This is a genomic window from Clostridium sp. Marseille-P299 (genome assembly GCF_900078195.1).
Lineage (GTDB): Bacteria > Bacillota > Clostridia > Lachnospirales > Lachnospiraceae > Lachnoclostridium.
On sequence record NZ_FJVE01000004.1, the window covers coordinates 80,964 to 103,433 of the forward strand.

General features: G+C 34.1%; 19 protein-coding genes. 4 read left to right on the forward strand and 15 right to left on the reverse strand.

All coding sequences use genetic code 11. The features are described 5' to 3' along the window. Positions 1-5 precede the first annotated feature (5 nt). From BN4220_RS00400 to BN4220_RS00440, 9 genes are all read right to left on the reverse strand, one after another. The gene (locus BN4220_RS00400) at positions 6-2,237 is read right to left on the reverse strand and encodes a hypothetical protein (RefSeq protein ID WP_066711990.1); all 2,232 of its coding nucleotides are present in this window, start codon (positions 2,235-2,237) and stop codon (positions 6-8) included. Positions 2,238-2,240: 3 nt separating this feature from the next. Beyond that, positions 2,241-3,317: a type IV pilus modification PilV family protein gene (locus BN4220_RS00405; RefSeq protein ID WP_066711992.1), complete on the reverse strand. Its 1,077-nt coding sequence runs from the start codon at positions 3,315-3,317 to the stop codon at positions 2,241-2,243. A 49-nt stretch (positions 3,318-3,366) separates the two neighbouring features. Beyond that, the gene (locus BN4220_RS00410; RefSeq protein WP_066711994.1) at positions 3,367-4,056 is read right to left on the reverse strand and encodes a hypothetical protein; all 690 of its coding nucleotides are present in this window, start codon (positions 4,054-4,056) and stop codon (positions 3,367-3,369) included. Further along, entirely contained in the window at positions 4,040-5,689 is a 1,650-nt protein-coding gene (pilM, locus tag BN4220_RS00415) for a pilus assembly protein PilM (protein ID WP_066711996.1), read from the reverse strand. Before pilM ends, BN4220_RS00410 begins: the two co-directional genes overlap by 17 nt. Positions 5,690-5,735: 46 nt before the next feature. Next, positions 5,736-6,395 carry a prepilin peptidase gene (locus BN4220_RS00420; protein WP_148401668.1) on the reverse strand — a complete coding sequence of 220 codons (660 nt, stop codon included), beginning with the start codon at positions 6,393-6,395 and terminating at the stop codon, positions 5,736-5,738. Between the two features lie 68 nt (positions 6,396-6,463). Next, positions 6,464-6,907 carry a prepilin-type N-terminal cleavage/methylation domain-containing protein gene (locus tag BN4220_RS00425; protein WP_066711998.1) on the reverse strand — a complete coding sequence of 148 codons (444 nt, stop codon included), beginning with the start codon at positions 6,905-6,907 and terminating at the stop codon, positions 6,464-6,466. A 111-nt stretch (positions 6,908-7,018) separates the two neighbouring features. Continuing rightward, positions 7,019-8,233 (reverse strand): type II secretion system F family protein, encoded by a 1,215-nt coding sequence (locus tag BN4220_RS00430; RefSeq protein ID WP_066712000.1) that lies wholly within the window; start codon positions 8,231-8,233, stop codon positions 7,019-7,021. Positions 8,234-8,302: 69 nt separating this feature from the next. Further along, complete coding sequence (locus BN4220_RS00435) at positions 8,303-9,358, reverse strand: type IV pilus twitching motility protein PilT (protein ID WP_066712777.1); 1,056 nt, start codon at positions 9,356-9,358, stop codon at positions 8,303-8,305. A 22-nt stretch (positions 9,359-9,380) separates the two neighbouring features. Beyond that, positions 9,381-11,078 carry a GspE/PulE family protein gene (locus BN4220_RS00440; protein WP_066712003.1) on the reverse strand — a complete coding sequence of 566 codons (1,698 nt, stop codon included), beginning with the start codon at positions 11,076-11,078 and terminating at the stop codon, positions 9,381-9,383. Between the two features lie 752 nt (positions 11,079-11,830). Here BN4220_RS00440 and BN4220_RS00445 point away from each other — a divergent pair. Next, positions 11,831-13,564, forward strand: coding sequence for an ABC transporter ATP-binding protein (locus BN4220_RS00445; protein WP_066712005.1), 1,734 nt, complete (start codon positions 11,831-11,833; stop codon positions 13,562-13,564). Beyond that, the gene (locus BN4220_RS00450; RefSeq protein ID WP_066712006.1) at positions 13,557-15,398 is read left to right on the forward strand and encodes an ABC transporter ATP-binding protein; all 1,842 of its coding nucleotides are present in this window, start codon (positions 13,557-13,559) and stop codon (positions 15,396-15,398) included. The genes BN4220_RS00445 and BN4220_RS00450 overlap by 8 nt, the downstream gene beginning before the upstream one ends. A gap of 189 nt (positions 15,399-15,587) precedes the next feature. Here BN4220_RS00450 and BN4220_RS00455 read toward each other — a convergent pair whose 3' ends face one another. Both BN4220_RS00455 and BN4220_RS00460 read right to left on the reverse strand, forming a co-directional pair. Further along, on the reverse strand, positions 15,588-16,511 hold the full coding sequence (locus BN4220_RS00455) for a nucleoside hydrolase (RefSeq protein ID WP_066712007.1): 924 nt from the start codon (positions 16,509-16,511) through the stop codon (positions 15,588-15,590). A gap of 143 nt (positions 16,512-16,654) precedes the next feature. Continuing rightward, positions 16,655-17,056: a VOC family protein gene (locus BN4220_RS00460; protein WP_066712008.1), complete on the reverse strand. Its 402-nt coding sequence runs from the start codon at positions 17,054-17,056 to the stop codon at positions 16,655-16,657. Between the two features lie 135 nt (positions 17,057-17,191). Between BN4220_RS00460 and BN4220_RS00465 the strand changes: the two genes are divergently transcribed. Together BN4220_RS00465 and BN4220_RS00470 are read left to right on the forward strand one after the other, a co-directional pair. After that, positions 17,192-17,890, forward strand: a complete 699-nt coding sequence (locus BN4220_RS00465) for a helix-turn-helix domain-containing protein (protein WP_066712009.1) — start codon at positions 17,192-17,194, stop codon at positions 17,888-17,890. Beyond that, positions 17,887-18,852 carry an IS3 family transposase gene (locus BN4220_RS00470; protein ID WP_066712010.1) on the forward strand — a complete coding sequence of 322 codons (966 nt, stop codon included), beginning with the start codon at positions 17,887-17,889 and terminating at the stop codon, positions 18,850-18,852. The genes BN4220_RS00465 and BN4220_RS00470 overlap by 4 nt, the downstream gene beginning before the upstream one ends. 110 nt (positions 18,853-18,962) lie before the next feature. Here BN4220_RS00470 and BN4220_RS00475 read toward each other — a convergent pair whose 3' ends face one another. Genes BN4220_RS00475 through BN4220_RS00490 form a run of 4 tightly spaced genes read right to left on the reverse strand, consistent with a single transcriptional unit; the run spans position 18,963 to position 22,387 of the window. Next, the gene (locus tag BN4220_RS00475) at positions 18,963-19,895 is read right to left on the reverse strand and encodes a sensor histidine kinase (RefSeq protein ID WP_066712012.1); all 933 of its coding nucleotides are present in this window, start codon (positions 19,893-19,895) and stop codon (positions 18,963-18,965) included. Positions 19,896-19,910: 15 nt separating this feature from the next. Further along, positions 19,911-20,684: an ABC transporter permease gene (locus BN4220_RS00480; protein WP_066712014.1), complete on the reverse strand. Its 774-nt coding sequence runs from the start codon at positions 20,682-20,684 to the stop codon at positions 19,911-19,913. Beyond that, positions 20,678-21,640, reverse strand: a complete 963-nt coding sequence (locus BN4220_RS00485) for an ABC transporter ATP-binding protein (protein WP_347477040.1) — start codon at positions 21,638-21,640, stop codon at positions 20,678-20,680. The genes BN4220_RS00480 and BN4220_RS00485 overlap by 7 nt, the downstream gene beginning before the upstream one ends. Before the next feature lie 60 nt (positions 21,641-21,700). Continuing rightward, entirely contained in the window at positions 21,701-22,387 is a 687-nt protein-coding gene (locus tag BN4220_RS00490) for a response regulator transcription factor (protein ID WP_066712016.1), read from the reverse strand. Positions 22,388-22,470 lie beyond the last annotated feature (83 nt).

Sequence of the window (22,470 nt, forward strand, 5' to 3'; positions counted from 1 at the left end):
GTGTTTTACTCATTCTTTCTCCAATGATCATAATAAATGAGCTCAGATACATTAATTTGTCCATATTTACTTTTTGTAATTTCTCCTGTCTCCTTTATAAAAGTGGTATATTCTCTAAAATATTTATTAACATCAGGATTATTTATTGCAAATATCTCCTCTAGCATCCCATTGGGAGCATTTACACTTGCCCCTGATGAGAGAGAAATCTTGTTTTTTGCTATGATTAATCCTGTATATTCTCCATTTAATCGAACGGAACCAGTGGAAATCACAATGCCTTTTCGCCCTTTATTTGGTAAGTCATCCTCTTTTGGAATTTCAAATTCCTTCTCCTCATTATCTACGATATAAATAACATAGTCTGAATCTAGAACGACAGTTTTAACACCATCACTATATGATGTTTTTATTCCATCCTTCTTGATATTTTCATGATGAATGATTGAATTAAAAAGTGAATCCTTATCATAAGGCTCTCCCAGCGATATTTCTGTTAAGCTTACCTTTAATGCATCGTACTTGTCTGATAAATTGGAAGCCATTTGCACTAATGCATTTAAATTTACATTGTCTAGAGCATCTGGTACTACCGTATTTGAATGTATCATACTTTTACCAGTTTCTGAATCAAAGGTAAAAACGTTTCCTAGTGACATTCTTGTGGTTAGTGGGTTTAATTTAATACTTGTAGCAAAACGCTTTACATTACTATCAATAATTCCAACACTTGCTCCTGAATTATATACTTCATAATATTTTTGCATGTATTGATTCGCTTTTTCCTCGGACTTGAATTTCAAATAATAATATACAAAGTTCTGTTTTTCCCCAAGTTGATATACGATTTTCGTGTAACCCATTTCATCATCTATATAATCTTTTAAATTAATCTTGCTTCCTTCAACTACTTTATCAAAATCTACTTCTTTTACCTCCGATGGACGTTCGCTTATTGTCTGCATCGGAACAGGATTTTGACCACACCAAATATATTCCGATGGTACAAGATAAATAAGTTGATTCCCCTTGATTGCTAAGGACTCACCCGTCCCAACTTTCCCTTGTTCTTCCTTATAGTCATTGCCTCTTGAAGAAGGGTCTAGGTATGCTCTACCAGCGATTACAAGTTTATTCGTTTCAGATAAATCAAGGCTTGATTTGTTACCATTTATAATAATAGCGCTGTTATTACTAGCATTCTTAATACTCGTATCGATTGCTGATTTTTTATAGGTATCATAGCTATATCCATAATATTCACCTGCAATGGTAACATTGCTATTGGCTGCATTTAGCATCAGGTCATCCGCAATATAACATCTTCCATTAATCTTTATGGTAGTTGGATATTCTGTTGTATTAATCCCATCCGTCCCTATGTTTCCTGCCCATATTTTAGGATTGTCTTTAATTTCTAATGTGCTACGCTCAATTACATTAATATTTCCCCTAGTAACGATACTTGAAGCATTGCTTATACTTAAATCGGAGCCATTTTTAATTTGAATTCCATCTGCACCAGCATACATATTACCTTTCACTAAAACACTTTGAGCTGTATCCAAAGAAATCATGTTATCCGCGATTAAGCTATATTCTGAAAAGGTTGGTCTTAAACTAGCTGCAGAATAATTAAAGCTAATGTCTGGAACTTCAATGATAATATCTGAAGTGATTGTTGTTTCATACTGATTTTTATCAAGATAACTAATTGATATATTCTTTAATGTAAGATAACTAGTTTTACTTGCAATATCTATGAATAACCGGTTCTCGCCTTCTACCGTTTTTAAAGTTGCCTCTCTTTGTTTCATAAAACTTTTGATTAGGGTCAAATTATAGTTTGATAAATCACCAGATTCCGATAAATCTGCTGTTCTCTTTAGCCCTTTATTTACTCCTAACTCTTCCATCATTCCTAATATAAATGCACTTGAAAAAATCTGCTTTTTTTCATCTTCCGAGTTATCAATATATTTCTCCATTGCTTGGTTATAGGCCTTTTCTAGCTGAGATGCTACTATTTCTTCCAAACCTTTTTTCACTTCATCAAATGCAATCTCTGCACCATAAAAATTTGACTTTGATTTTCGATCCACTGACTTCATTTGAATATTATTTACTGCAACGGATAGTAAAATAGAGCATAGTATACTTACAAAGCTAATACAAACAATCACTAGTATTAAGCTTCCACCTCGATTATCAGAGATTACGTTTAACTTCTTTCTCATCTCCTATTCCTCCTTTGTGGAATGGAATTCTACTAAAAGTTCTTCCGCCTGAAACTCAGCTCCAGCTGGATAAATTTGAACCGTAACATCATAAATTCTATTTTGAGCTACATCTTTCTTTACCAGTGAATTAGAATTCACACCGTACTTCACATTACTATATAGATTCACTCCTAAAGGAAGTGCTCCGATCAAAGTTTCTGGTATGGAAGTTGTTGCATTCTTTGGTTCCTGCCTAACAACATATACGTCTACGTCTTCTGTTATCGTAACATCCTTTGTGATTGATAAATTATCGCTATAGGTTGGATAATAAAATACATACACATCTCCTAACGACGTATGAAATGTTTTATCCGTAACTGTATATGTCTCATTTTCGCATCCCTCAATTGCTGGACAAGAAAAATCAAATTCCACCTTTACTTTTACGATTCCATCAGTTTTTTTTATTTCAATCTTAATTTGCTTTGTTAACTTTTCTTGAATATCCGATGGTGCCGCTTCTGTAATTGCAAAGGTTAGGTCATCTTTATGAAGTTCTCTTTGTTCTGCAATATAATTCACATGATTCCCATATAAGGCTGCTACCGCCAAATCAGTTTCATAAGATTCAATTGCTAAAATATTTTTAGGAATATTAATATCTTCAATAATAGGCATTTGAAATGTATTATATCCAATCTTTTCACCAGATGGATTGGCTGGGTTTTCAACACGATATGACGTTGCATCCATCGTGATTAGAGAATCGTATTTTTTCCCACTATAGTGGATATCTTTCTTTTCCAAATAATAAATTTCGTTTGGGATACTTGTATGAGCAGTTGATTCATCGTATTCCGATACTATCTCTATAAATGTCTTTGCTTTTATATCTTCAAGAAGATTCTGAGCCAATAAGGTTTCTTTTTGAAAGTTATTGGATTTTGAGTTCACCTTATATACGGTCACAAATTGCTTCAATAAAGGTGTGGCAATCAATGCAAGAATTACTACGCTAATCAAGACTTCAACCAAAGAAAATCCATGATCATTTATTCCTTTGCTAAAAATCCTTTTTCCTTTTCCTTTTTGCATGGTCACACCCCCTGATTTGCAAATTTCCCCCACGTTAACTTATGAATCTTTAATCATTTACCACATCTTTAATCTCAAAAGAACCAAATATATTATCCATACCTAGATCAATCCCTGGTATGACTAATTTCTCTTCACTCTTTTCGATGCCATCTAATGCGTATACGCTTATTGTTAGAGTACCTGTTAAATTACCTGTTGTATTATCAAACGCTGCGGATATGTCTGTTATATTCATCTTTTCTTCATTATTATTAATAAACTGAATGCAGTCTTTCAGACCTTGGTAACTGGCTTGATACGTGAGAGCAATCGAGGTTGTATAACCTGTGATATCATTTACATCACTCACCGAACTTTCATTTTCTAGGCTTGCGGTATAAAACGTTGATACATCCTGAAATGTAACCGAAGATATCTTTACATTTGCGTATTCTTCTAGCTCAGTAATTAACATGAGGTTCTTTTCTTGCGTTATCCAAACAGGAAAAGCGCCTAAGATTTCATTCATCTTTCCCTCATATTCTAAGGTTTCATTCATAAATTTTTCTTCTTGATTTTTCTTTATCTGCAACTCATTTACTTTCGAAGAAAGAGTCAAGTTTTCTTTTTGAAGTTCCTCCGCTTTATCTGTAAATTTTACAAATCCAAATTGATATGCACTAAAAAGAATAAGGAGGGTAAATAATAAAAACAAAAGCTTCTTCTCATTGTCCGAGAGATTATTTGCTATTTTCATCGTTATCCTCCTTAGAAGCAGTATTGTATTTTGCAGTTACGATAAAGCGTACTGTGATTGTGCCATTTTTATCATCTTCCTCGGTTATCCCACTGGTATTAATTTGTGATATAGAGTCAAATGTTTTTAATTGCTGTAATACTTTTGCGGCGGTTTCCTTAGAATCTGCTTTCACGCTGAGGGTAATATTTGTTGAACTTACCACCAAGGTTTCTATGGAGGATTTTGAAGGGAGTTTTTGCTCTAACTCTGTAATCAGATTTCCTAGGTTTTGATTTGGGTTACTCGTTGCATCATACATTTCTTTTACTAGATTATATTGATTTTTAGCATATGCATGTTCTAAATATACCTTATTGATTATTGATAAACTTTCAATTTGCTGATTCAACTGTTTATATATTTTCTCCTCACGAATCATATTGAGGTATGAAGTTACAACCAATATTACGCTAATAATAAGAGATGCTAGCAACATAATGATTCTTGTGTTAACTCTGTTTTGCTTTTTTTCATTTATCAGATGTTCTTTTGGTAGAAAATTAATAGAACGAACTACCGCGCCAATTGGACCAATGTATTCACTTTGCTCCATCTTACTAATGCTAACGTCCTTCGGAAAAATTACGGAAGGAAGTTCTTGCAATATCTCTACCACAATTCCTGTTTCTTGGTGAAGTAACTCCCTCATTCCTCGAAATCTTGAGCCTTGTCCTGTAATGTAAATAGCTTCTATTTTTTCCGATTGATATCTTGAAGAATAGTAATCGATTACCCGAAGTATATTGTTGATTAACAAATTTAAAGAATCTGTAATATCATATCTTAAGGTTTGATTATTCATATAATCCTCATCCGGATTTATTGTTGCTGCAACTTCATCATTAAAAACATGAATTTGATTATTAATCAAATTTCGATTACTTAAAAGTTGTATTGCTTGCGTTTCATTTTCTACAACAAAAAATCTATTATGTAAGACCGCCTCAATTACCGATGCAGTACCATAGGGAACCGTTCGTTGCAATTTTAAAATCTCCCCACGTAGTACACTTATGAGTGTGGTCTGTTCATTCATTTGGATAATTAATTCAGTTTTTGTACTCTGCTGCTTTTTTAAAATTTGATAAGCACTATTTCCAATATAATCGATAGCAATAACATCAAGATCTAGCATAGCCCCAATGCTATAATAATTTTTAATTAAACTATTGGGAGCCGCAAATACCGATAATCTTAGTTTCTTACTATCGGTTGATACCATCTTCTCTAAAATACAATAAGTTAAGGTATATTCTGATATTTGCACAGGAAAATAATCAGATGCATTGGCTTCAATTACGTCTTGTATTCTTTTTTCTTTTATTAAGGGGATGGTAACTTCTTTGTTGGCTATTTTAGAAGAAGCGATTGTGAAAACAACTTTTTTACTTTTCATATTGCTTTCTTGTAACTTGGCCTTTACAACAGCAACGAATTTTTCTTTATCTCTTATATATCCATCATCAAAGGTATCCTTTGGTGTGTCAAAACTTATAAAATGATAGACATGGGCTTTCTTCTGCCGATATGCTACTTCGCATATTTTCGTTCTTTGGCTACCAACTTCAATGCTGATTACTTTGTTATACATTTGTCCCCTCCTTTGTATTATTTTTAGTTCAAAAGTAATTTTCTATTTAAAATAGGTTTAAATACCATGATATGATTTGTTCACCGTATAACATAGATAAAAATAGACCAACGGATAGGTATGGTCCGAAGGCTAACATATGATTTGCATTTGATACTTTGCATCGTATTGTGTGTATTATGGAACCTAGGATACAGCCAATTAAAAAGGCGACGAGGATATTAGGGAAACCTACGATTAGGCCACTAACTGCCATAAGTTTAATATCTCCTCCGCCGATGCCTTTGCCTTTTGTAAGTAGGTAGATGATTAGTAAGAAGGTGCTGACGCTGAAAAATCCTATTAGGTAGGATGTTATGTGGGCTGGGTCTGTTAGTATTCGTATGATTCCTAGGGCTCCGATGAAGAGGTTTATTTGTATTGGAATTTCGTATGTTTTAAGGTCTATGATGCTTAGGAGTAGTAGGGCTGTGGTGAAGAGGCAGTAGAGGATGGTTTCTGTGGTGTAACCATTTTGATGTAAAATAGACAGATAAAGTAGCGGAATAAGGAATTGTGCAAACAATGAAAAAAACTTCTTATCCAACTTATTTTCATTAAGTGACTTCTTCCCTATCTCAAAATACATTAGACCTATTATCAATACTCTCCCCTGTACCATCCCACATATAACAACCATTAATGTAAATAAAGTTGTAGAAATCATATTCTCACTCACTTCTATATAAAATCAATCAAACATAGTGTTTGATTGATTTTATATTATAATTAGATTTATGCTCCTGGTGTTGGTGTTGGAGTTGAAACTGTTTCAACATTAACACTCTTCTCTCCATCTATATTTACCTGAAATCCTGTCTTCCCTTTTACTTTTACCTGTGGCCAATCTTTAATAATAGTACTAAGTTCTGTTAGAAAATCCGCAGGTATATCTCCTCCATTTATATTTTTATCAGGTTCCTTACCATTAAATATAAACGAAATGTTTCCAGTAATACTATCATATGCTTTCTCATCTGCTAAAGCTGTCTGCACAGCCGTTCTAATAGAGTTACAGTTATTTATATCAGCAGATTCTCTAGATTTTCCAACATACTTCATCAACTGCGGTGCAAGTGCCCCAGCAAGTATAGCTATAATGGCAATAACGATAATAATCTCAACTAGCGAAAAACCTTTGTTATTCAATTTCTTAACTTTTTCATCTTTTCTTCTCATTTTCTCTCTCCTTAATAAATATTATTTATAATTATTACTGCAACGATAGTTAATAAAAAATTCAACTAACGTTTTACAGTAACGATTACCTTTCTAACAAATTAATAAATCCTACAAATTATCCAACCCACTATACATCGACATCATCGGCTGCATAATCGCCATAATCAACACCCCAACAACTAAAGCTAGTACCACAATAATCATTGGCTCCAACACCGCTGTTAACGATTCCGTCGCAATCTTAACTTCCTCATCATAATAATCCGCAAGCTTTTCCAGCATACTTTCCAGATTACCTGATTCTTCCCCAATCTTTATCATCTGACAAACCATCGGCGGAAATATCCCTGAATTTCTAATCGGTACCGATAACGGAATACCTTTTATAACCTCATCTTTTGCATCTATTAGCACTTGCTTTGCAATAACGTTGTCCATAATTTTCGCAGTAATATCCAGAGCTTCTATCATCGGAATTCCTGCCGTTATTAACGTACTTAGCGTTCTAGCTAACCTTGAAGAATTTGATTTGGTAATTATCTTTCCAAACAACGGTAGCTTTAAAGCCAAATTTCCTAGAATAAACCTCCCACTACCCGACTTCTTAAATATATGAAATCCTAATATAATCAGAGCTACAACAATAACTATAAGAAACCACTTTCCCCTAACAAAGTCACTCATTCCAATAACCATCCGTGTCATCGCCGGCAAGTCCATATTCATATCCTGAAATATCCCAACAAAATTAGGTATTACCACCAACATCATGACAAATATAACCGCAATCGCAACTATTCCCACAACAATCGGATAGATCATCGCCTTTTTCACTTGCGCCTTTAACTTTGTATCCTTCTCAAAATGTTCGGCCATACGTTCAAATACAATTTCTAAATCACCAGATGCCTCTCCTGCCTCTACCATATGTATCAACAATCCTGGGAAAATTTTTTTCTCTGCTGCCATCGCATCTGCTAACGTTTCCCCTTTTTCTACCGCAATCTGAACTCCTTTGATGGCTTTCGCTAAAACTTTATTCTCTGTCTGCTCACTTAACATATCAAGAACATTTATAATGGAAACTCCTGCTGATAAAATACTCACGAACTGTCTACAAAATACGCTTAAATCTCTTGGTTTAATGGGATTTCCAAAATTGAATTGAATATCTTTTGTTAATACATTTTGAGGTGAAATAGATATTAATAAGTGACCTTCGGCTTTTAAAGAAGCCTTTACAATATCTTCATTGATAGCCTCCATTGTCCCCTTTTTCTCTTTCCCCTGTTTATCAATGACTAGATAGGCATAACTATTCATTACCAACCTCCATGGATATATTCAATCAAAATGTCCTAAACCTTAGTCACACATGGTCTAAATTAAGCTTTAGAACAATCTTCTCTCAATTGCCGCTTGGTCTTGCGCAAAATGCATTGCCTTTTCGGAGTCTATCATTTTACTTATATACAAGTGATATATCGCTTCATCCATCGTCTGCATTCCAAACTTTTTATTGGTTTGAATAATCGATGTAATCTGGTGCGCTTTGGCTTCCCTAATTAGATTTCGGATTGCAGAATTTACATGCATTACTTCAAAAGCTGCAACTCTACCTAGTCCATCTGATGACGGAATTAACTGTTGTGAGATTACTGCCTCTAATACAGAAGCTAATTGAATTCGAATCTGCTGCTGTTGGTGCGGTGGAAATACATCTATCATACGATCCACAGTATTTGCTGCACCAATGGTATGTAAGGTCGAGAACACAAGATGCCCGGTTTCTGCTGCAGTGATTGCTATTGCTATTGTTTCCAAATCCCTCATCTCGCCTACTAAGATTACATCTGGGTCTTCCCTTAGGGCTGCTCTTAATGCATCTTGATAAGAATCGGTATCTAATCCAATCTCTCTTTGATTCACTATGGATTTTTTATGTTGATGCAAATATTCAATCGGATCTTCTAGGGTAATAATGTGTGAATTACTATTTGTATTGATCACGTCAATTAGCGATGCTAACGTGGTAGACTTACCACTTCCCGTTGGACCTGTTACCAAAACTAAGCCTCTTTTTTTCTTTGTTAATTCTAAAACAGACTCCGGAATTCCTAATGTCTTTGGATGTGGAATCACTGTACCAACCAAACGAATTGCAGCCGCATAGGAACCTCTTTGTTTAAATACATTCACCCGATATCTACCTAGATTAGGGATGGAATAGGAAAAATCAATTTCTCCGTTCTTCTCTAATTTTTGCTTCAATTGATCCGTTAACATAGGCCAAATGATACGATTCGTGTCACTTGGCAATAACTTATTTTCTCCTAGACTTACTAAAATGCCATGAACTCTACATTTCGGTGGAATTCCCACTGTAATGTGTAAGTCAGAGGCCCCTTTTCCTTTTGCTAACAATAACAATTCTTCTATGGTAAACATAGCTTCACTCCGCTTCTTATGGTTATTTATCAAAAGCTATCTTTTTCATCTCCTCCATTGAGGTGATTCCATCTAATACAAGCTTAGTAGCACTCATTTGCAACGTATTCATTCCCTCTTTTAAGGCCATTTCTCTTATTTGATTCGAACTTCCATTTCGACTGATAATTTCCTTAATACTTGATGTAATCGGCATTATCTCATAGACACCAATTCGTCCATAATAGCCAGTATTATTACAAATATGACAACCACAAGGTTCATAAATGACAATTTCATCTTCTTTGTCCACGCCTAATAAGTCCTGCTCAATCTTACTTGTCACATGTTTTATTTTACAGGTATTACATAGGCGTCTGACTAAGCGTTGTGCAATTACTCCAACGGTGGCATCGGCAATCAGATACGATTCAATTCCCATGTCTTCAAGCCTTGTAATCGTACTCGCAGCACTATTGGTGTGAACCGTACTAACAACAAGATGCCCTGTAATTGAGGCTCTGACTGCTATTTCAGCCGTTTCTAGATCACGTATTTCACCAATCATAATAATGTCTGGGTCTTGCCGTAAAATAGAACGTAATGCCGTGGAAAAAGTCACCTCAGCTTTCGGATTCACTTGAACCTGGTTAATTCCATCAATATTGGCTTCCACTGGGTCTTCCACTGTCACTATATTTACTTCCTGTGTATTTAACTCACTTAATGCAGTATATAAAGTCGTGGATTTACCACTCCCCGTAGGACCCGTAACTAAAATCATTCCATGGGGATGCTTTAAAATCGTATCGAATTTTTGCATCTCTTCATCCGTAAATCCCAGATCTTTCTTTGCCTTTGTTAAGCCTTTCTTCGAAGTAATACGCATTACTATTTTCTCGCCAAACACCGTCGGTAAAATAGAAACTCGAATATCAAACTCTTCTCTATCTACATTAATTGTGATACGTCCATCCTGCGGCTTTCTCTTCTCTGAAATGTCCATATCCCCAATGATCTTAATTCGAGCAACCATCGCTGGTAATATATTGATTTCATAATTCATGACTTCCGATAAAATACCATCGACTCGGTAACGGACCCTTATGGTCTTTTCGAATGGCTCTATATGTATATCACTGGCTCTTTGCCGGACCGCTTGTTCAATAATTGCTTTTACTAGGAAAACAATCGGAGAATTGTTAATATCATCACCAACTAAATCCTCCTCTTTCCCTTTATTCTGATTTTCCTTTTCCTTGGTATAACGTTCTGCTACTGCCTTGGCTTCTGCATTTCCATAATATTTATCAATGGCTATGGCGATTTCTTTGGGTGTCGCTACCGTAGGCTCAATTTTAAGGTTTGTGATAATTGCTAGGTCATCAATTGCAATAATATCAAGGGGGTCTGCCATAGCAACTCGAAGAACGTTGGGATTCGTTTTATGAAACTCAAATGGCATAAACATATATTTACGAAGTATTTGCTCATTTACTAACTTTAAAATCTCTGAATCAATCACAATGCCAGCTAATTGGATTCGCTCAACCTTTAATTGTTTTTCCAAAACTTTTGCAATGGTTATTTCATCGATAAGGCCTAAATCTACTAGGGTTTCACCAAGTTTTAGCTTCCTTTTTTTTTGCTCTTTAAGTGCATATTGTAATTGTTCCTCTGTAATTAGTCTTTCTTCAACAAGCATGTCTCCCATACGTTTTCTATTACTATTAAAGTCCATGCTATACTCCATTCTATTTTCTTTATGTATGATGATTTGAACTACGAATTATATAAAATATTAAATCAAATACTATGTTATATTTTGTATGAATTATACTTTTTTTAACATATATGTAGAAAATAAATGCAACTAACGTAAGTTTTCCACTTATTTTAGTTGCTATAAAACTAGCTTAGAATTAATATCTTTCTCTGAACTCATACCTATCTTTAGTCTAAATCTATTTACTATCTACTTATATGCACCTTATGATGTTCAAAAACCTATTTATATAATAGGACTTTAGTTTCTAGACTAGTAAATTTTTACTATTTTCATTATAACTCTTTTCTAAATTTTGTCAATCCGTTTCTAATTATAGAATATATTAAGTTATTGGTTTCTCTTTTGAATTATTTTGTAAAATTCTATATCTCAGATATACTCTTATTCTACATTTTTATTTAAATTTTAGATGATAATTTCAAAAGCTGCTTTTGTAACTGAAAGAGTCAATCCCATAAAGAAAGATCCATCCCACAAAGATAAATCCATCCTACAAAGATAAATCCATCTCTTACACAAACATGCCAAAATCCATAAAATTAGCGCTATTGATTGATTTTTCAAACCACAAGAACTATAATAAACTTAATGTAAGCGCTTACAATGCTCTTATTTCATATAATACAATTAAAATCTACACTATTTTGTCCGTATTAAATCATAACATAATACGCTCAACAGCATGACATGAATGGAGACAGATTATGCTTAGACAATTTTTTAAGTACACGAAAAACTACAAAAAAGAGTGGTGTATCGGATATATTTGCTGTGTTTTAGAATCCGTTTTTGAAATAATGATACCTACCCTTATGTCAAAAATCATTGATATTGGAGTTGGCAACAAAGACTATCAGTACATATTTAAAATAGGATTTATTATTTTATTATTATCCATATTTTCTTTCATTTTCGGTAGAGGCTGCAGCAACAACTTTTCGAAGTTTGGTAACGGTTTTGCCGCTGAAATTCGAGATGCTGAATATGTGAAAATTCAGTCCTTTGCATTCTCTAATATGGATCATTTTACAACCCCATCCCTAATTACTAGATTAACTTCTGATGTAACTGTCGTTCAAAACGCTATTACACCTGGTGTTCGTTCCATTTTTAGAGCTCCTATTATGCTAATCTCAGGAGTTATTATGGCTACTTTAATGAGTAAAGAATTGGCGATCGTATTCTTTGTGGCGGTTCCAATTTTATTTGTATTACTCTACCTAATCGTTAAAAGCCTACCTCCTATTTATCATAAAATGCAAAGAACCCTTGATGTTTTAAATCGCGTCACTCAAGAGAATTTAACAGCAATACGAGTTGTAAAAGCTTATGCTAGAGAAGATTATGAAGCAGCGAAGTTTGAAGCCGTTAACCAGGACCTTAAAGAAGTTTCAACCTTAGCTTATAGTATTTCCATGCTGAATTCTCCAGCAATGCAACTTGTTATGTATGGAACAATAATTTCCCTTGTTTGGTTTGGTGGAAACCTTGTTATTTCAGAACACTTAATGGTAGGACAGTTAACTGGATTTTTAAGCTATGTACTTCAAATACTTAATTCCTTAATGATGATTTCTGCCGTATTTATAAATCTTACAAAGGCAATGGAATCCTTTCATCGTATTAGCGAAGTTTTAAATGAAGAAGTAGAACTACTAGATGAAGGTGACCCTAACAATCATATTAATAAGGGCTCTGTAAGAATGGAGAATGTCTTCTTTAAATATAGCAAGGACGCAAAAGAATATGTTCTTGAAGATATTAACTTTTCCATCCGTGCAGGTGAAACAATAGGTATACTTGGTGGAACTGGTGCTTCAAAAACATCGTTGGTTCAATTGATTCCAAGGCTTTATGATGCAACAAAAGGTACTATTTATATCGATGATATCCCTGTAAAAGATTATACTTTAGATCATTTAAGAGATTGTGTTGGAATGGTGCTTCAAAAGAACTCCTTATTTAGCGGGACAATTGCTGAGAACCTAAGATGGGGAAATGAAACTGCAACCCTTGATGAACTGAAACGAGTATGCGATATTGCTTGTGCCAGCGAATTTATAGAACAAAAAGATGACGGATATGAATCCTATGTAGATGAAGGTGGTAACAACTTTTCCGGTGGACAAAAGCAAAGACTTTGTATTGCGCGAACCTTACTTAAAAATCCTAAGATTTTAATTTTTGATGATTCCACCTCTGCCCTTGATATGAATACAGAGAAAACACTTTATGAGAATTTAAAAACTTATTATCCTGACATAACCAAGATTATCATTGCACAACGTATCTCATCTGTCTCTCATGCAGATAAAATAATCATTTTAAATGATGGTATGATTGATGAGATTGGTAGTCCAGAGGAGTTGCTTTCTCATAATAAAATATATCAGGAAATCTACTATTCACAACAAAAAGGAGGTGTCTTAAATGACTAAATCTCCGAAGGAAAAAAACATGTTTGTAATCTTAAAAAGACTAGGAAAATATTTGAAGCCAAATAAATATTTCTTATTTCTCGTCGTTATTTTATCAGGGATTAGTGGTCTTGTTGGCGTCATTGGCTCTTACCTTTTACGACCTATTATAAATAATTACATTATTCCTGGTGATGTAAAAGGATTACTTTCTGCTGTAATTGTGCTGATTATATTATATTTATCAGGTACAGTTGCTACCTTATTTTGTAATCAAATCATGGTGAGAATTACGCAAAAGGTTATATTTGAACTTAGAAAAGATTTATATCATCACGTGGACTTACTTCCACTCTCCTATTTTGATGGGAATAGTGATGGTAACTTAATGAGCCATTTTACAAATGATATTGATACCATTGAAAATGCTCTAAATACATGTTTTACTCTGATGGCTCAAAGCTTTATTACCGTTGTAGGTTCGGCCATTATGATGTTTGTATTAAATGTTCCTTTAACATTTTTCACCCTTATTTGTATTGCGGTTATTGTAGGTATTGTTAATTATAATGGTAAAATATCAAGAATTTACTCCAATAAAAGACAAAAATCCACTGGTAATCTCAATGGTTTTATCCGAGAAATGATTGAAGGTCAAAAAGTTGAAAAGGTATTTCGACATGAAGCAAAAAACCTAAAAGCCTTTCGAGTTCATAACGAGGAGTTAAGAGTAGCTTCTACAAAAGCTTTTACTTATTCTAGTATTATGACACCAATGGTTGTTAGTATTGGATTTATAAATTATACGTTTACTGCTTGTGTTGGTGGTGTTATGGTTTTACAAAACTTATTAGATCTTGGTACACTTGCTTCTTATTTGGTATTTGTAAGACAATTTTCAGCGCCAGTGAATCAGTTTACGCAGCAAATTAATCTTTTCCTTGCAGGTATTTCAGGTGCAGAGCGTATATTTAATCTTTTTGATATGGAGCGCGAGGTAGATGAGGGCACTGTAACACTTTGCAATGCAACCCTTGATTCAAATGGTGACCTTGTAAAATCAGATGAGTATACGGGTAGTTTTGGATGGAATGTCCCTGGAAACAATAAGTTGATACCAGTTAAAGGAGACGTTCGATTCTATGATGTGGAATTTTCCTATGATTCCAATAAGAAGATTTTAAATAAGATAAACCTTTATGCAAAACCTGGACAAAAAATTGCTTTTGTTGGTTCTACCGGAGCTGGTAAAACCACGATCATTAATTTAATCAATCGGTTTTATGATATTCAGGGTGGTCAAATCACCTATGATGGAATCGATATTAAGGATATTAAGAAAGAAGATTTGCGAAAATCTTTGTCATTGGTTTTACAAGATACCCATCTATTTACGGGAACAATTACGGATAATATCCGATATGGTAATTTAAATGCTACGGATGAGGAGGTTATAGAGGCAGCTAAGCTATCCAATGCACATTCCTTTATTCGAAGACTTCCTATGGGATATGATACAATGTTAAAAAATGATGGCGATAATTTATCCCTCGGGCAAAGACAGTTACTTGCCATTGCTAGAGCTGCTATTGCCAATCCACCTGTTCTTATTCTTGATGAGGCGACTAGTTCTATTGATACACGTACAGAAAAGTTAGTGGAAAAAGGAATGGACGCTATTATGGAAAATAAGACGGTATTTGTAATTGCTCATAGACTTTCTACGGTTCGTGATGCCAATGTTATTCTAGTTTTAGATCATGGTGAGATTGTAGAAAGAGGAAATCATGAAGAATTGCTTGCTTTAAAAGGTAGATATTATGATTTATATACTGGGGCGAAGCAGTTGGCGTAGATGCGTATGTCTGTAAATTGGAACTAAAAAATTATAAAAAACCCTTTTGTGGTCAAATCATTTATACATGAAAACCTCCAAACCGATGTAAGTTAGATACATACAGTTTGGAGGTTGTTTTATGCTTATCTAAGATTATCCACAATCGGAACTAAATATTTCTACCTTATCCCCAGATTACTTCTTTCATCAACAGGTCTTATTCTTATTTGCAAATAAAGCTAATTTCGCATACATGTCCTCTAAAATAAGTCTTGAATCTATGCTATTATATACTCTGATTGGTCTGTTAAGATTGGTTTGTACATATGTTTGATCTTCTGTTATTAATGGTGCACAAACCCAATCAAAACAAAATCTATGTTCATATAGAATCAAACCCACAGCCGGTGAATCACCTAGTACCCATGTTTCGCCCGTCCGAAATTTATTTTTTCTTGCTGCCTCCTCAAAACTATGTTCAACTAACTGATCAAATAAATACTCACCTATTTTTCCACATGGTTGTACCTTTAACTCAAGCTCAGCCAAACTTACAGGCATCATCTCATATACATTTTTGGGAACTTGCCAAACCTCCATGTCTGATGAAAATACAACATTAGCAGCATGTACATCATTCCCTAAATTAAATTCAGGACCTCCATTTGGGTATTTTCCTCCCCCAATCCAGATAATGATTACCTTTTTTGCTATCCTTGGTTCCATTAAATAAGCACTTGCAATATCAGTAAGAGGTCCCATAAATGTTATATATAAGGGTCTATCATCATCCTTCATAGCTTCCTCTATAATAAGTCTAGCTCCTGGAGAATCGATTGGCGTTGTCTTGTTTTCTAATGGTCTTGGTGCCCCCTTATACAAAAGATTCTCTTTACTTATATTCATTTTATCTAAAATAATTTCTAATTCTTCATAGCTTTTTTCCATGCTATCTGAAAATCTTTTTGTTCCAAAATGAGCCGCAATAATTCCAACGTTCTCTATTTTAGGACTTAATAGGGTATGAACTACTGCAAATTGATCATCACCTTCATTTTTTGCATCGGTATTCGTAATTACCCTTACGATTTTTTCTGTTGGAACTTTGAATTTATAATCTGTGTACCTCATATTACACCTCCTGTGTATTTTAATCTTATCAATAGCATTATGATTTACTTTTATCTGCCGATAGGATATCCTGTACTATTATATAAACTACTCATTCGGCCCCCCATTTTTCACTTGATAGTTTAAATCCATCTACACTATTCTTACTCTGAACCTTTCGCAACTCCAATCACATTCCCTGCTTCATCCGTAACATATTTCCCTTTGGTCATATCAAGAATAACATATTTATTCTCCCATTTATCACGAATAACCGCACACCTTCCAATTGGAACATCAAATGGACCATATTCTACTTTCCCACCTGCATCGATGATTTTACCAATGGAATCATCCACTGAATCCACTTTAATATCGACAAACATTTGCTTTCTCTCGTTCTGTAAAACAATTTCGGTTATGTCATTTTCCATACCTAAACCGACCATAGTTTCCTTTCGCCATAAAAGTTTCAACCCCATACAATCGCAATAATACTCAATTCCTTCGTCTAAATCAGAAACATATAATTCAATACAATCGATATTTTTAAATATTTCCGCCATAATACCCCCTGAAATTATTAATAAAATTCTATACAAATTATACCATTCCTAATAAAAAAGCGGTAGATATCTTTGATATGATCCTCCTTAAGTAGACAAGGTAAATAACCAAAATCTACTTAAGGAGGATTTTTCATGTCCAGAAAAGCTAAATACTCCCCTGAAACTAAAGCGAGTGCTTGTGAAGATTATTTATCTGGAAATTTATCAATGCGAGAAATTTGTGCAAAATATGATATTCCTTTTAACGAAAAGAAAAGGAATTGTTCTGTTCATAAATGGTTACATTTTTATAACTATTCAGGTATTGAGGTGTTTCAAAATCCAATAGGGAATAAAGCTTATACAAAAGAGTTTAAAACTGAAATGGTCGAACGATATCTGCGTGGAGAAGGATCTTTAGAAGAACTTGCAGCTAAATATAATATTTTGTCTGATTCGACACTAAAACAGTGGATTATGAAGTATAATGCCAATAGAGAACTTAAGGATTACGATCCGAAACGGGAGGTCTATATGGCAGAGGCAAGGCGAAAAACAACTATTCAGGAACGCAAAGAAATCGTTACATACTGCATTGAACACAATCGTGATTATAAGGACACAGCAGCACTTTACGATGTTTCTTACAGTCAGGTGTATTCCTGGGTGAAAAAATATGATGCCACAGGTGAAGAAGGTCTTACTGACAAACGTGGTCGACATAAGACAGATGATGAAGTTGATGAATTAGAACGATTACGAAGAGAGAATCTTCGGCTAAAGCGTCAGCTTGAAGAAAAAGATATGGTGGTAGAACTGTTAAAAAAAGTGAAAGAATTCGAAGGGATGTGAGACTCGGAAAGCAACGCCATGAATCAAAGTATCTTGTTATTGAATACTTCCATACGAACAAGGGTTGGAGTGTCAACTGGATGTGTGCACAGCTTGGAATCGCCAGAGCTGCGTTCTACAAATGGAAACATAGAATTGTACCAGAACAAGAAAAAACTAATATCGAAATCGCAGAATTAATCAAAGAGTATGATGAAAGATTTTCTCATATCTTAGGGTACCGAAGAATGACGGATTGGATCAATCATTTCAATCATACTCATTATTCAAGGAAACAAATTCATCGTATTATGAAAAAACTTGGAATCCATTCTGTTATTCGTAAAAAGAAGAAAAAATACAATTCTTCCAAGCCAGAAGAAACAGCAGAAAATAAGTTAGCAAGAGACTTTTATGCAACAGAGCCTAATCAAAAGTGGGCTACTGATGTAACGGAGTTTAAGATTCCTGAAACCAATAAGAAACTATATCTTAGTGCGATCATAGATCTCTATGATCGTTATCCTGTTGCATTTGTTATAAGCGGCAGAAACAACAATCAACTGGTATTCAAAACCTTTGATAAAGCAATTGATGCTAATTCAACTGCAAAGCCTATTTTTCATAGCGACCGAGGCTTTCAGTATACAAATAAGGTGTTCCAGAGAAAACTTCAAGATAGCGAAATGATTCAATCAATGTCCAGAGTTGGCCATTGTATTGATAATGGACCAACGGAAGGTTTTTGGGGAATCATTAAATCAGAAATGTATCAAATGTACGAGATAACAGATGAGTTATCATTACGTCATGCAATCAAAGATTATATCCGATTCTATCGAGATGAGCGACCTCAAAGCAGATATGATTGTAAAACACCTGCTGAGGTAAGGGCTGAAGCGTTAGCTTCCGCAACTCCAACAACATATCCGATTGCAAAGAATAAAAGAATTGAGAAATATAAATCAAAGTGGTGCGCATAAAAAATCAGCCATACGAAAATCGTATGACTGATTTATGAGCATTACTTTAGATATTTGGCCTGTCTACTTGACAGGGAGCATATCACTTTAAACTATCTACCACCTTTTTGTTAAATATTCTCTATATTCACTAGCTTAATTTTCAAACGTAACCACTTCTCATCCTTTAATTCAGCTTCTAACATTCCATGCATTTTCTCCACTAAATGCTTTGCGATTGTTAATCCAAGCCCAGAAGCCCCATCACTTCTAGCATTATCTCTCATATAAAAACGTTCAAATATGCTATTCAAATCATCTTCTGAGAAATCTGTAACGTTATTTTCAAATGAAACTGTTACCTCATCCTTACTTTGTTCTATTCCTATCTTTAATCTGCTTTCTGCATATCTGCAAGCGTTTTGGAGAAGGTTTAAAAATACTCTCTCCATCGCATTACTGTTTGCTTCAACAAGAATTGGATGTTCCGGGATAACTAAATCAATTTCAAGATTTTTAACCGACAATTCCTGATAATAATCAATTACTGTTTCTCGCAAAAGTCTGGCGATATCGATTTGTTCCATTTCTAGTACATAATCCTCTGAGGTAAGTCTTGAAAAATCATAGAACTGCGATATTAACCGCTGTAGTAAATATGCCTTCCTTTGTATAATTGCCAAGGCTTCTTTATCCTCTTGCTCTAAGCCTGACTGATCCAAAATTTTTAAATACCCAAGAATGGAAGTTAAGGGAGTTCTTAAGTCATGACTTATATTTTCAATCTGTTTTTGAAACTCCTTTTCTCTTTTTTCATAAATGATTCGTTCAGAACGGATAGCTTTTAAAGAATCATTTATCGTAGCAAGTAAGTTTTCTAGCTCTTTATTTGGTTCTTCTTGTTTTATTATCTGGTTTTCATCTATGTTTTTAATAATACTTTTTAGGTCTTTATCTGCCTTTTTAATTGCTCTACATAACAGCCGATAGCGTGCATAGAAATAAGCTGTTAATAAAATAAATACGACTAGCATAACAATTACTATATACAACATATCTCTCATACACCTCCTAGTATTTTAGACTTCTTTTTTTCTGGTTAATCCTAGTCCTAAAATAGTAAAAACCGCAATGCCAATTACTCCAGTTACAATACACTTCATTAAGCCAAAGGATGTATTCCATAAACATTGATATCCACTCATGTTTGCTCTTACTTCATATTTCAAATAATTCCATGGAAGCCATTGTGCTATTTTATTTAGTATGTCTATCTTAAGTCCTGCATAAAAGCATATCTGTGGAATATAATCTATAACTAAAAGCCATACAACAGCCGCTAGTATTTCTTTATCAAAGAATTGAAATAATGCAACAGCAAGAATCACAGATGCAAAAGCAAATGGTAGAACAGCTAAAACTCCACTTATCAATTCCTGAATTGGAACATTCACTGGCCCACTTAAGAAAAGGCAAGCACTTCCTATATATGCAATAAAGATAATTATCATACTAAAGAAAGCAACAATACAGCTTACAATACATTTTCCTATAAATATATGTTCTCTAGTAATACCATAAGCAATGGTATTTTTTAATGTCCCATGCTTTTTTTCACCAGAAAAAAGCGTAGCAACCACCAATGCACCAGCAACGAATAGCCAAGTCATCCCGCCAATAATTGCATTTAAGGAAAAACTTACTGTACCATATGGAAAGTTGTCTATATTCGCATTTGACACAAAAAGAACCACATTCATGAGTACAAATAATATCGATATAGTTCCTGTAAAAAGGTATATATCTTTGGTATGCAATACCCTATAGAATTCACTTTTTATATAATTTAACATGGTGTTTTACCTCCATTTTTCAAATTCATATAATACTCCTCTAGTGTTACCTGGCGCATTTCCAGACGTAAAATTCCTATTCCATTTTCACTAGCTAACTGACTATAACTGTCAATTTTCTTTTCTGGCTTTAATATATGAATGATATTATTAGGTAAAACCTGATATTCTTCATGATGAAATGATTTCTCCAGTAGTACCGTATATTGCTCTGCATCTGATACCATAATTTCAATATAACTGGCACACTTTTCACGCAATTTCTCTGCTGTAATTTGTTCTATGAGACAACCATTATTCAAGAAACCATAGACTGTCGCAAGTTGCTCTAACTCCGATAAAATGTGGCTTGATAGGATAATTGTCATATTCTTTTCATAGTTTAATTTACGTAAGAGATTTCGCATTTCAATAATTCCACTAGGATCCAAACCATTGATAGGTTCATCTAAAATTAATAGTTCTGGTTCCCCTATAATAGCAATTGCTAGACCAAGACGCTGTTTCATCCCCATGGAAAGCTCTTTACAGTATTTTTTTCTTTTGTCTGCAAGTCCTACCATCTCCAAAACTTCATCAACAGACTTCTTCCCTGGTATTCCTTTTTGCAATCGATAATATTCCAGATTCTTTTCTACTGTCATCTGAGGATAGAATCCTGGAGTTTCAATTATTGCTCCTGTACGTTTTCTTTGCTTTTCTATTTCTTTTGGCAAATGTGATCCAAACAATTTAAGTTCCCCTTCACTTAGAAATATTTGCCCAGTTAATAGTTTTAAAAAAGTAGTCTTTCCAGCTCCGTTATCACCAATCAATCCATAGATATCTCCACGTCTAACATTTAAATCAACTTTATTTAACGCTGTAAAATTTCCATATCTTTTGGTAAGTTTTTGGGCCTCTATGATGTTCTTCGTCATTTTACTTTCATCCTTTCTTGAGGTTTCCTTCTGCATCTATATTACTTCTTTGCTCATAAATAAGTACTCAAGAAACTATAAAGAAATCATAAAGAATTATGCCATTTTAAATCCAATTCCCCAAACAGTTTTTATGTATTCTGTTTCAGAATCCATTGCGGCTATTTTTTTTCGTATATTACTTACATGGACATTCACGGTATTATCCTCTCCGTAATATCCATTTTGCCAGATCTCCTCATAAAGAAATTCTCTCGAAAAAACTTTTTCAGGCTGTTTCATTAAGATAAGTAAAATGTCATATTCATGCCTTGTCAATGTAATTTCCTGCTGATTCACTGTTACAATTCTAGAGATAGGGTTTAATGCCAAGTTCTTATAATGGTAACTTTCTTGTGATAATTCATCTCCTGTTGTATGGTAACGACGCAGTACTGCCATAACCCGTACTAACACTTCCTCTGGTTCAAAAGGTTTTGTAATATAATCGTCAGCACCCATCGTCATGGTGAATACTTTATTCTCTAAGGCTGTTTTTGCAGATATAACAATGATTGGTATATTTTGATGTAATTCTTCACGTACATATTTAATTACTTCTTCACCTGTTACTCCGGGGAGCATTAAATCTAGAAGAATTAGATTTGGAACTTCTTTTTCAAGACGAAGCTGTGCTTCTGTACCAGAAAAAGCGGGTGTTACTTCATATCCCGCTTTTTTTAGTATTCTGGATAATAAATGATTGATATCGGTGTCATCTTCTATTATCAAAATTTTTTGCATACAAAACCTCCAATGTTAAAAGCTAGGTTGATATATTGAATCGGATATTTAAGCTGATTCATATTTTCATAGCTATTTCTAAT

What these genes read in the sequence shown, in the direction of transcription:
- pilM (WP_066711996.1), bottom strand. Translation starts at nt 5,689, where the DNA reads ATGTATAACAAAGTAATCAGCATTGAAGTTGGTAGCCAAAGAACGAAA.
- BN4220_RS00485 (WP_347477040.1), bottom strand. Translation starts at nt 21,640, where the DNA reads ATGCAGAAGGAAACCTCAAGAAAGGATGAAAGTAAAATGACGAAGAAC.
- BN4220_RS00400 (WP_066711990.1), bottom strand. Translation starts at nt 2,237, where the DNA reads ATGAGAAAGAAGTTAAACGTAATCTCTGATAATCGAGGTGGAAGCTTA.
- BN4220_RS00425 (WP_066711998.1), bottom strand. Translation starts at nt 6,907, where the DNA reads ATGAGAAGAAAAGATGAAAAAGTTAAGAAATTGAATAACAAAGGTTTT.
- BN4220_RS00435 (WP_066712777.1), bottom strand. Translation starts at nt 9,358, where the DNA reads ATGTTTACCATAGAAGAATTGTTATTGTTAGCAAAAGGAAAAGGGGCC.
- BN4220_RS00480 (WP_066712014.1), bottom strand. Translation starts at nt 20,684, where the DNA reads ATGTTAAATTATATAAAAAGTGAATTCTATAGGGTATTGCATACCAAA.
- BN4220_RS00455 (WP_066712007.1), bottom strand. Translation starts at nt 16,511, where the DNA reads ATGAGGTACACAGATTATAAATTCAAAGTTCCAACAGAAAAAATCGTA.
- BN4220_RS00465 (WP_066712009.1), top strand. Translation starts at nt 17,192, where the DNA reads ATGTCCAGAAAAGCTAAATACTCCCCTGAAACTAAAGCGAGTGCTTGT.
- BN4220_RS00440 (WP_066712003.1), bottom strand. Translation starts at nt 11,078, where the DNA reads ATGGACTTTAATAGTAATAGAAAACGTATGGGAGACATGCTTGTTGAA.
- BN4220_RS00475 (WP_066712012.1), bottom strand. Translation starts at nt 19,895, where the DNA reads ATGAGAGATATGTTGTATATAGTAATTGTTATGCTAGTCGTATTTATT.
- BN4220_RS00420 (WP_148401668.1), bottom strand. Translation starts at nt 6,395, where the DNA reads ATGATTTCTACAACTTTATTTACATTAATGGTTGTTATATGTGGGATG.
- BN4220_RS00460 (WP_066712008.1), bottom strand. Translation starts at nt 17,056, where the DNA reads ATGGCGGAAATATTTAAAAATATCGATTGTATTGAATTATATGTTTCT.
- BN4220_RS00410 (WP_066711994.1), bottom strand. Translation starts at nt 4,056, where the DNA reads ATGAAAATAGCAAATAATCTCTCGGACAATGAGAAGAAGCTTTTGTTT.
- BN4220_RS00450 (WP_066712006.1), top strand. Translation starts at nt 13,557, where the DNA reads ATGACTAAATCTCCGAAGGAAAAAAACATGTTTGTAATCTTAAAAAGA.
- BN4220_RS00405 (WP_066711992.1), bottom strand. Translation starts at nt 3,317, where the DNA reads ATGCAAAAAGGAAAAGGAAAAAGGATTTTTAGCAAAGGAATAAATGAT.
- BN4220_RS00490 (WP_066712016.1), bottom strand. Translation starts at nt 22,387, where the DNA reads ATGCAAAAAATTTTGATAATAGAAGATGACACCGATATCAATCATTTA.
- BN4220_RS00430 (WP_066712000.1), bottom strand. Translation starts at nt 8,233, where the DNA reads ATGAATAGTTATGCCTATCTAGTCATTGATAAACAGGGGAAAGAGAAA.
- BN4220_RS00445 (WP_066712005.1), top strand. Translation starts at nt 11,831, where the DNA reads ATGCTTAGACAATTTTTTAAGTACACGAAAAACTACAAAAAAGAGTGG.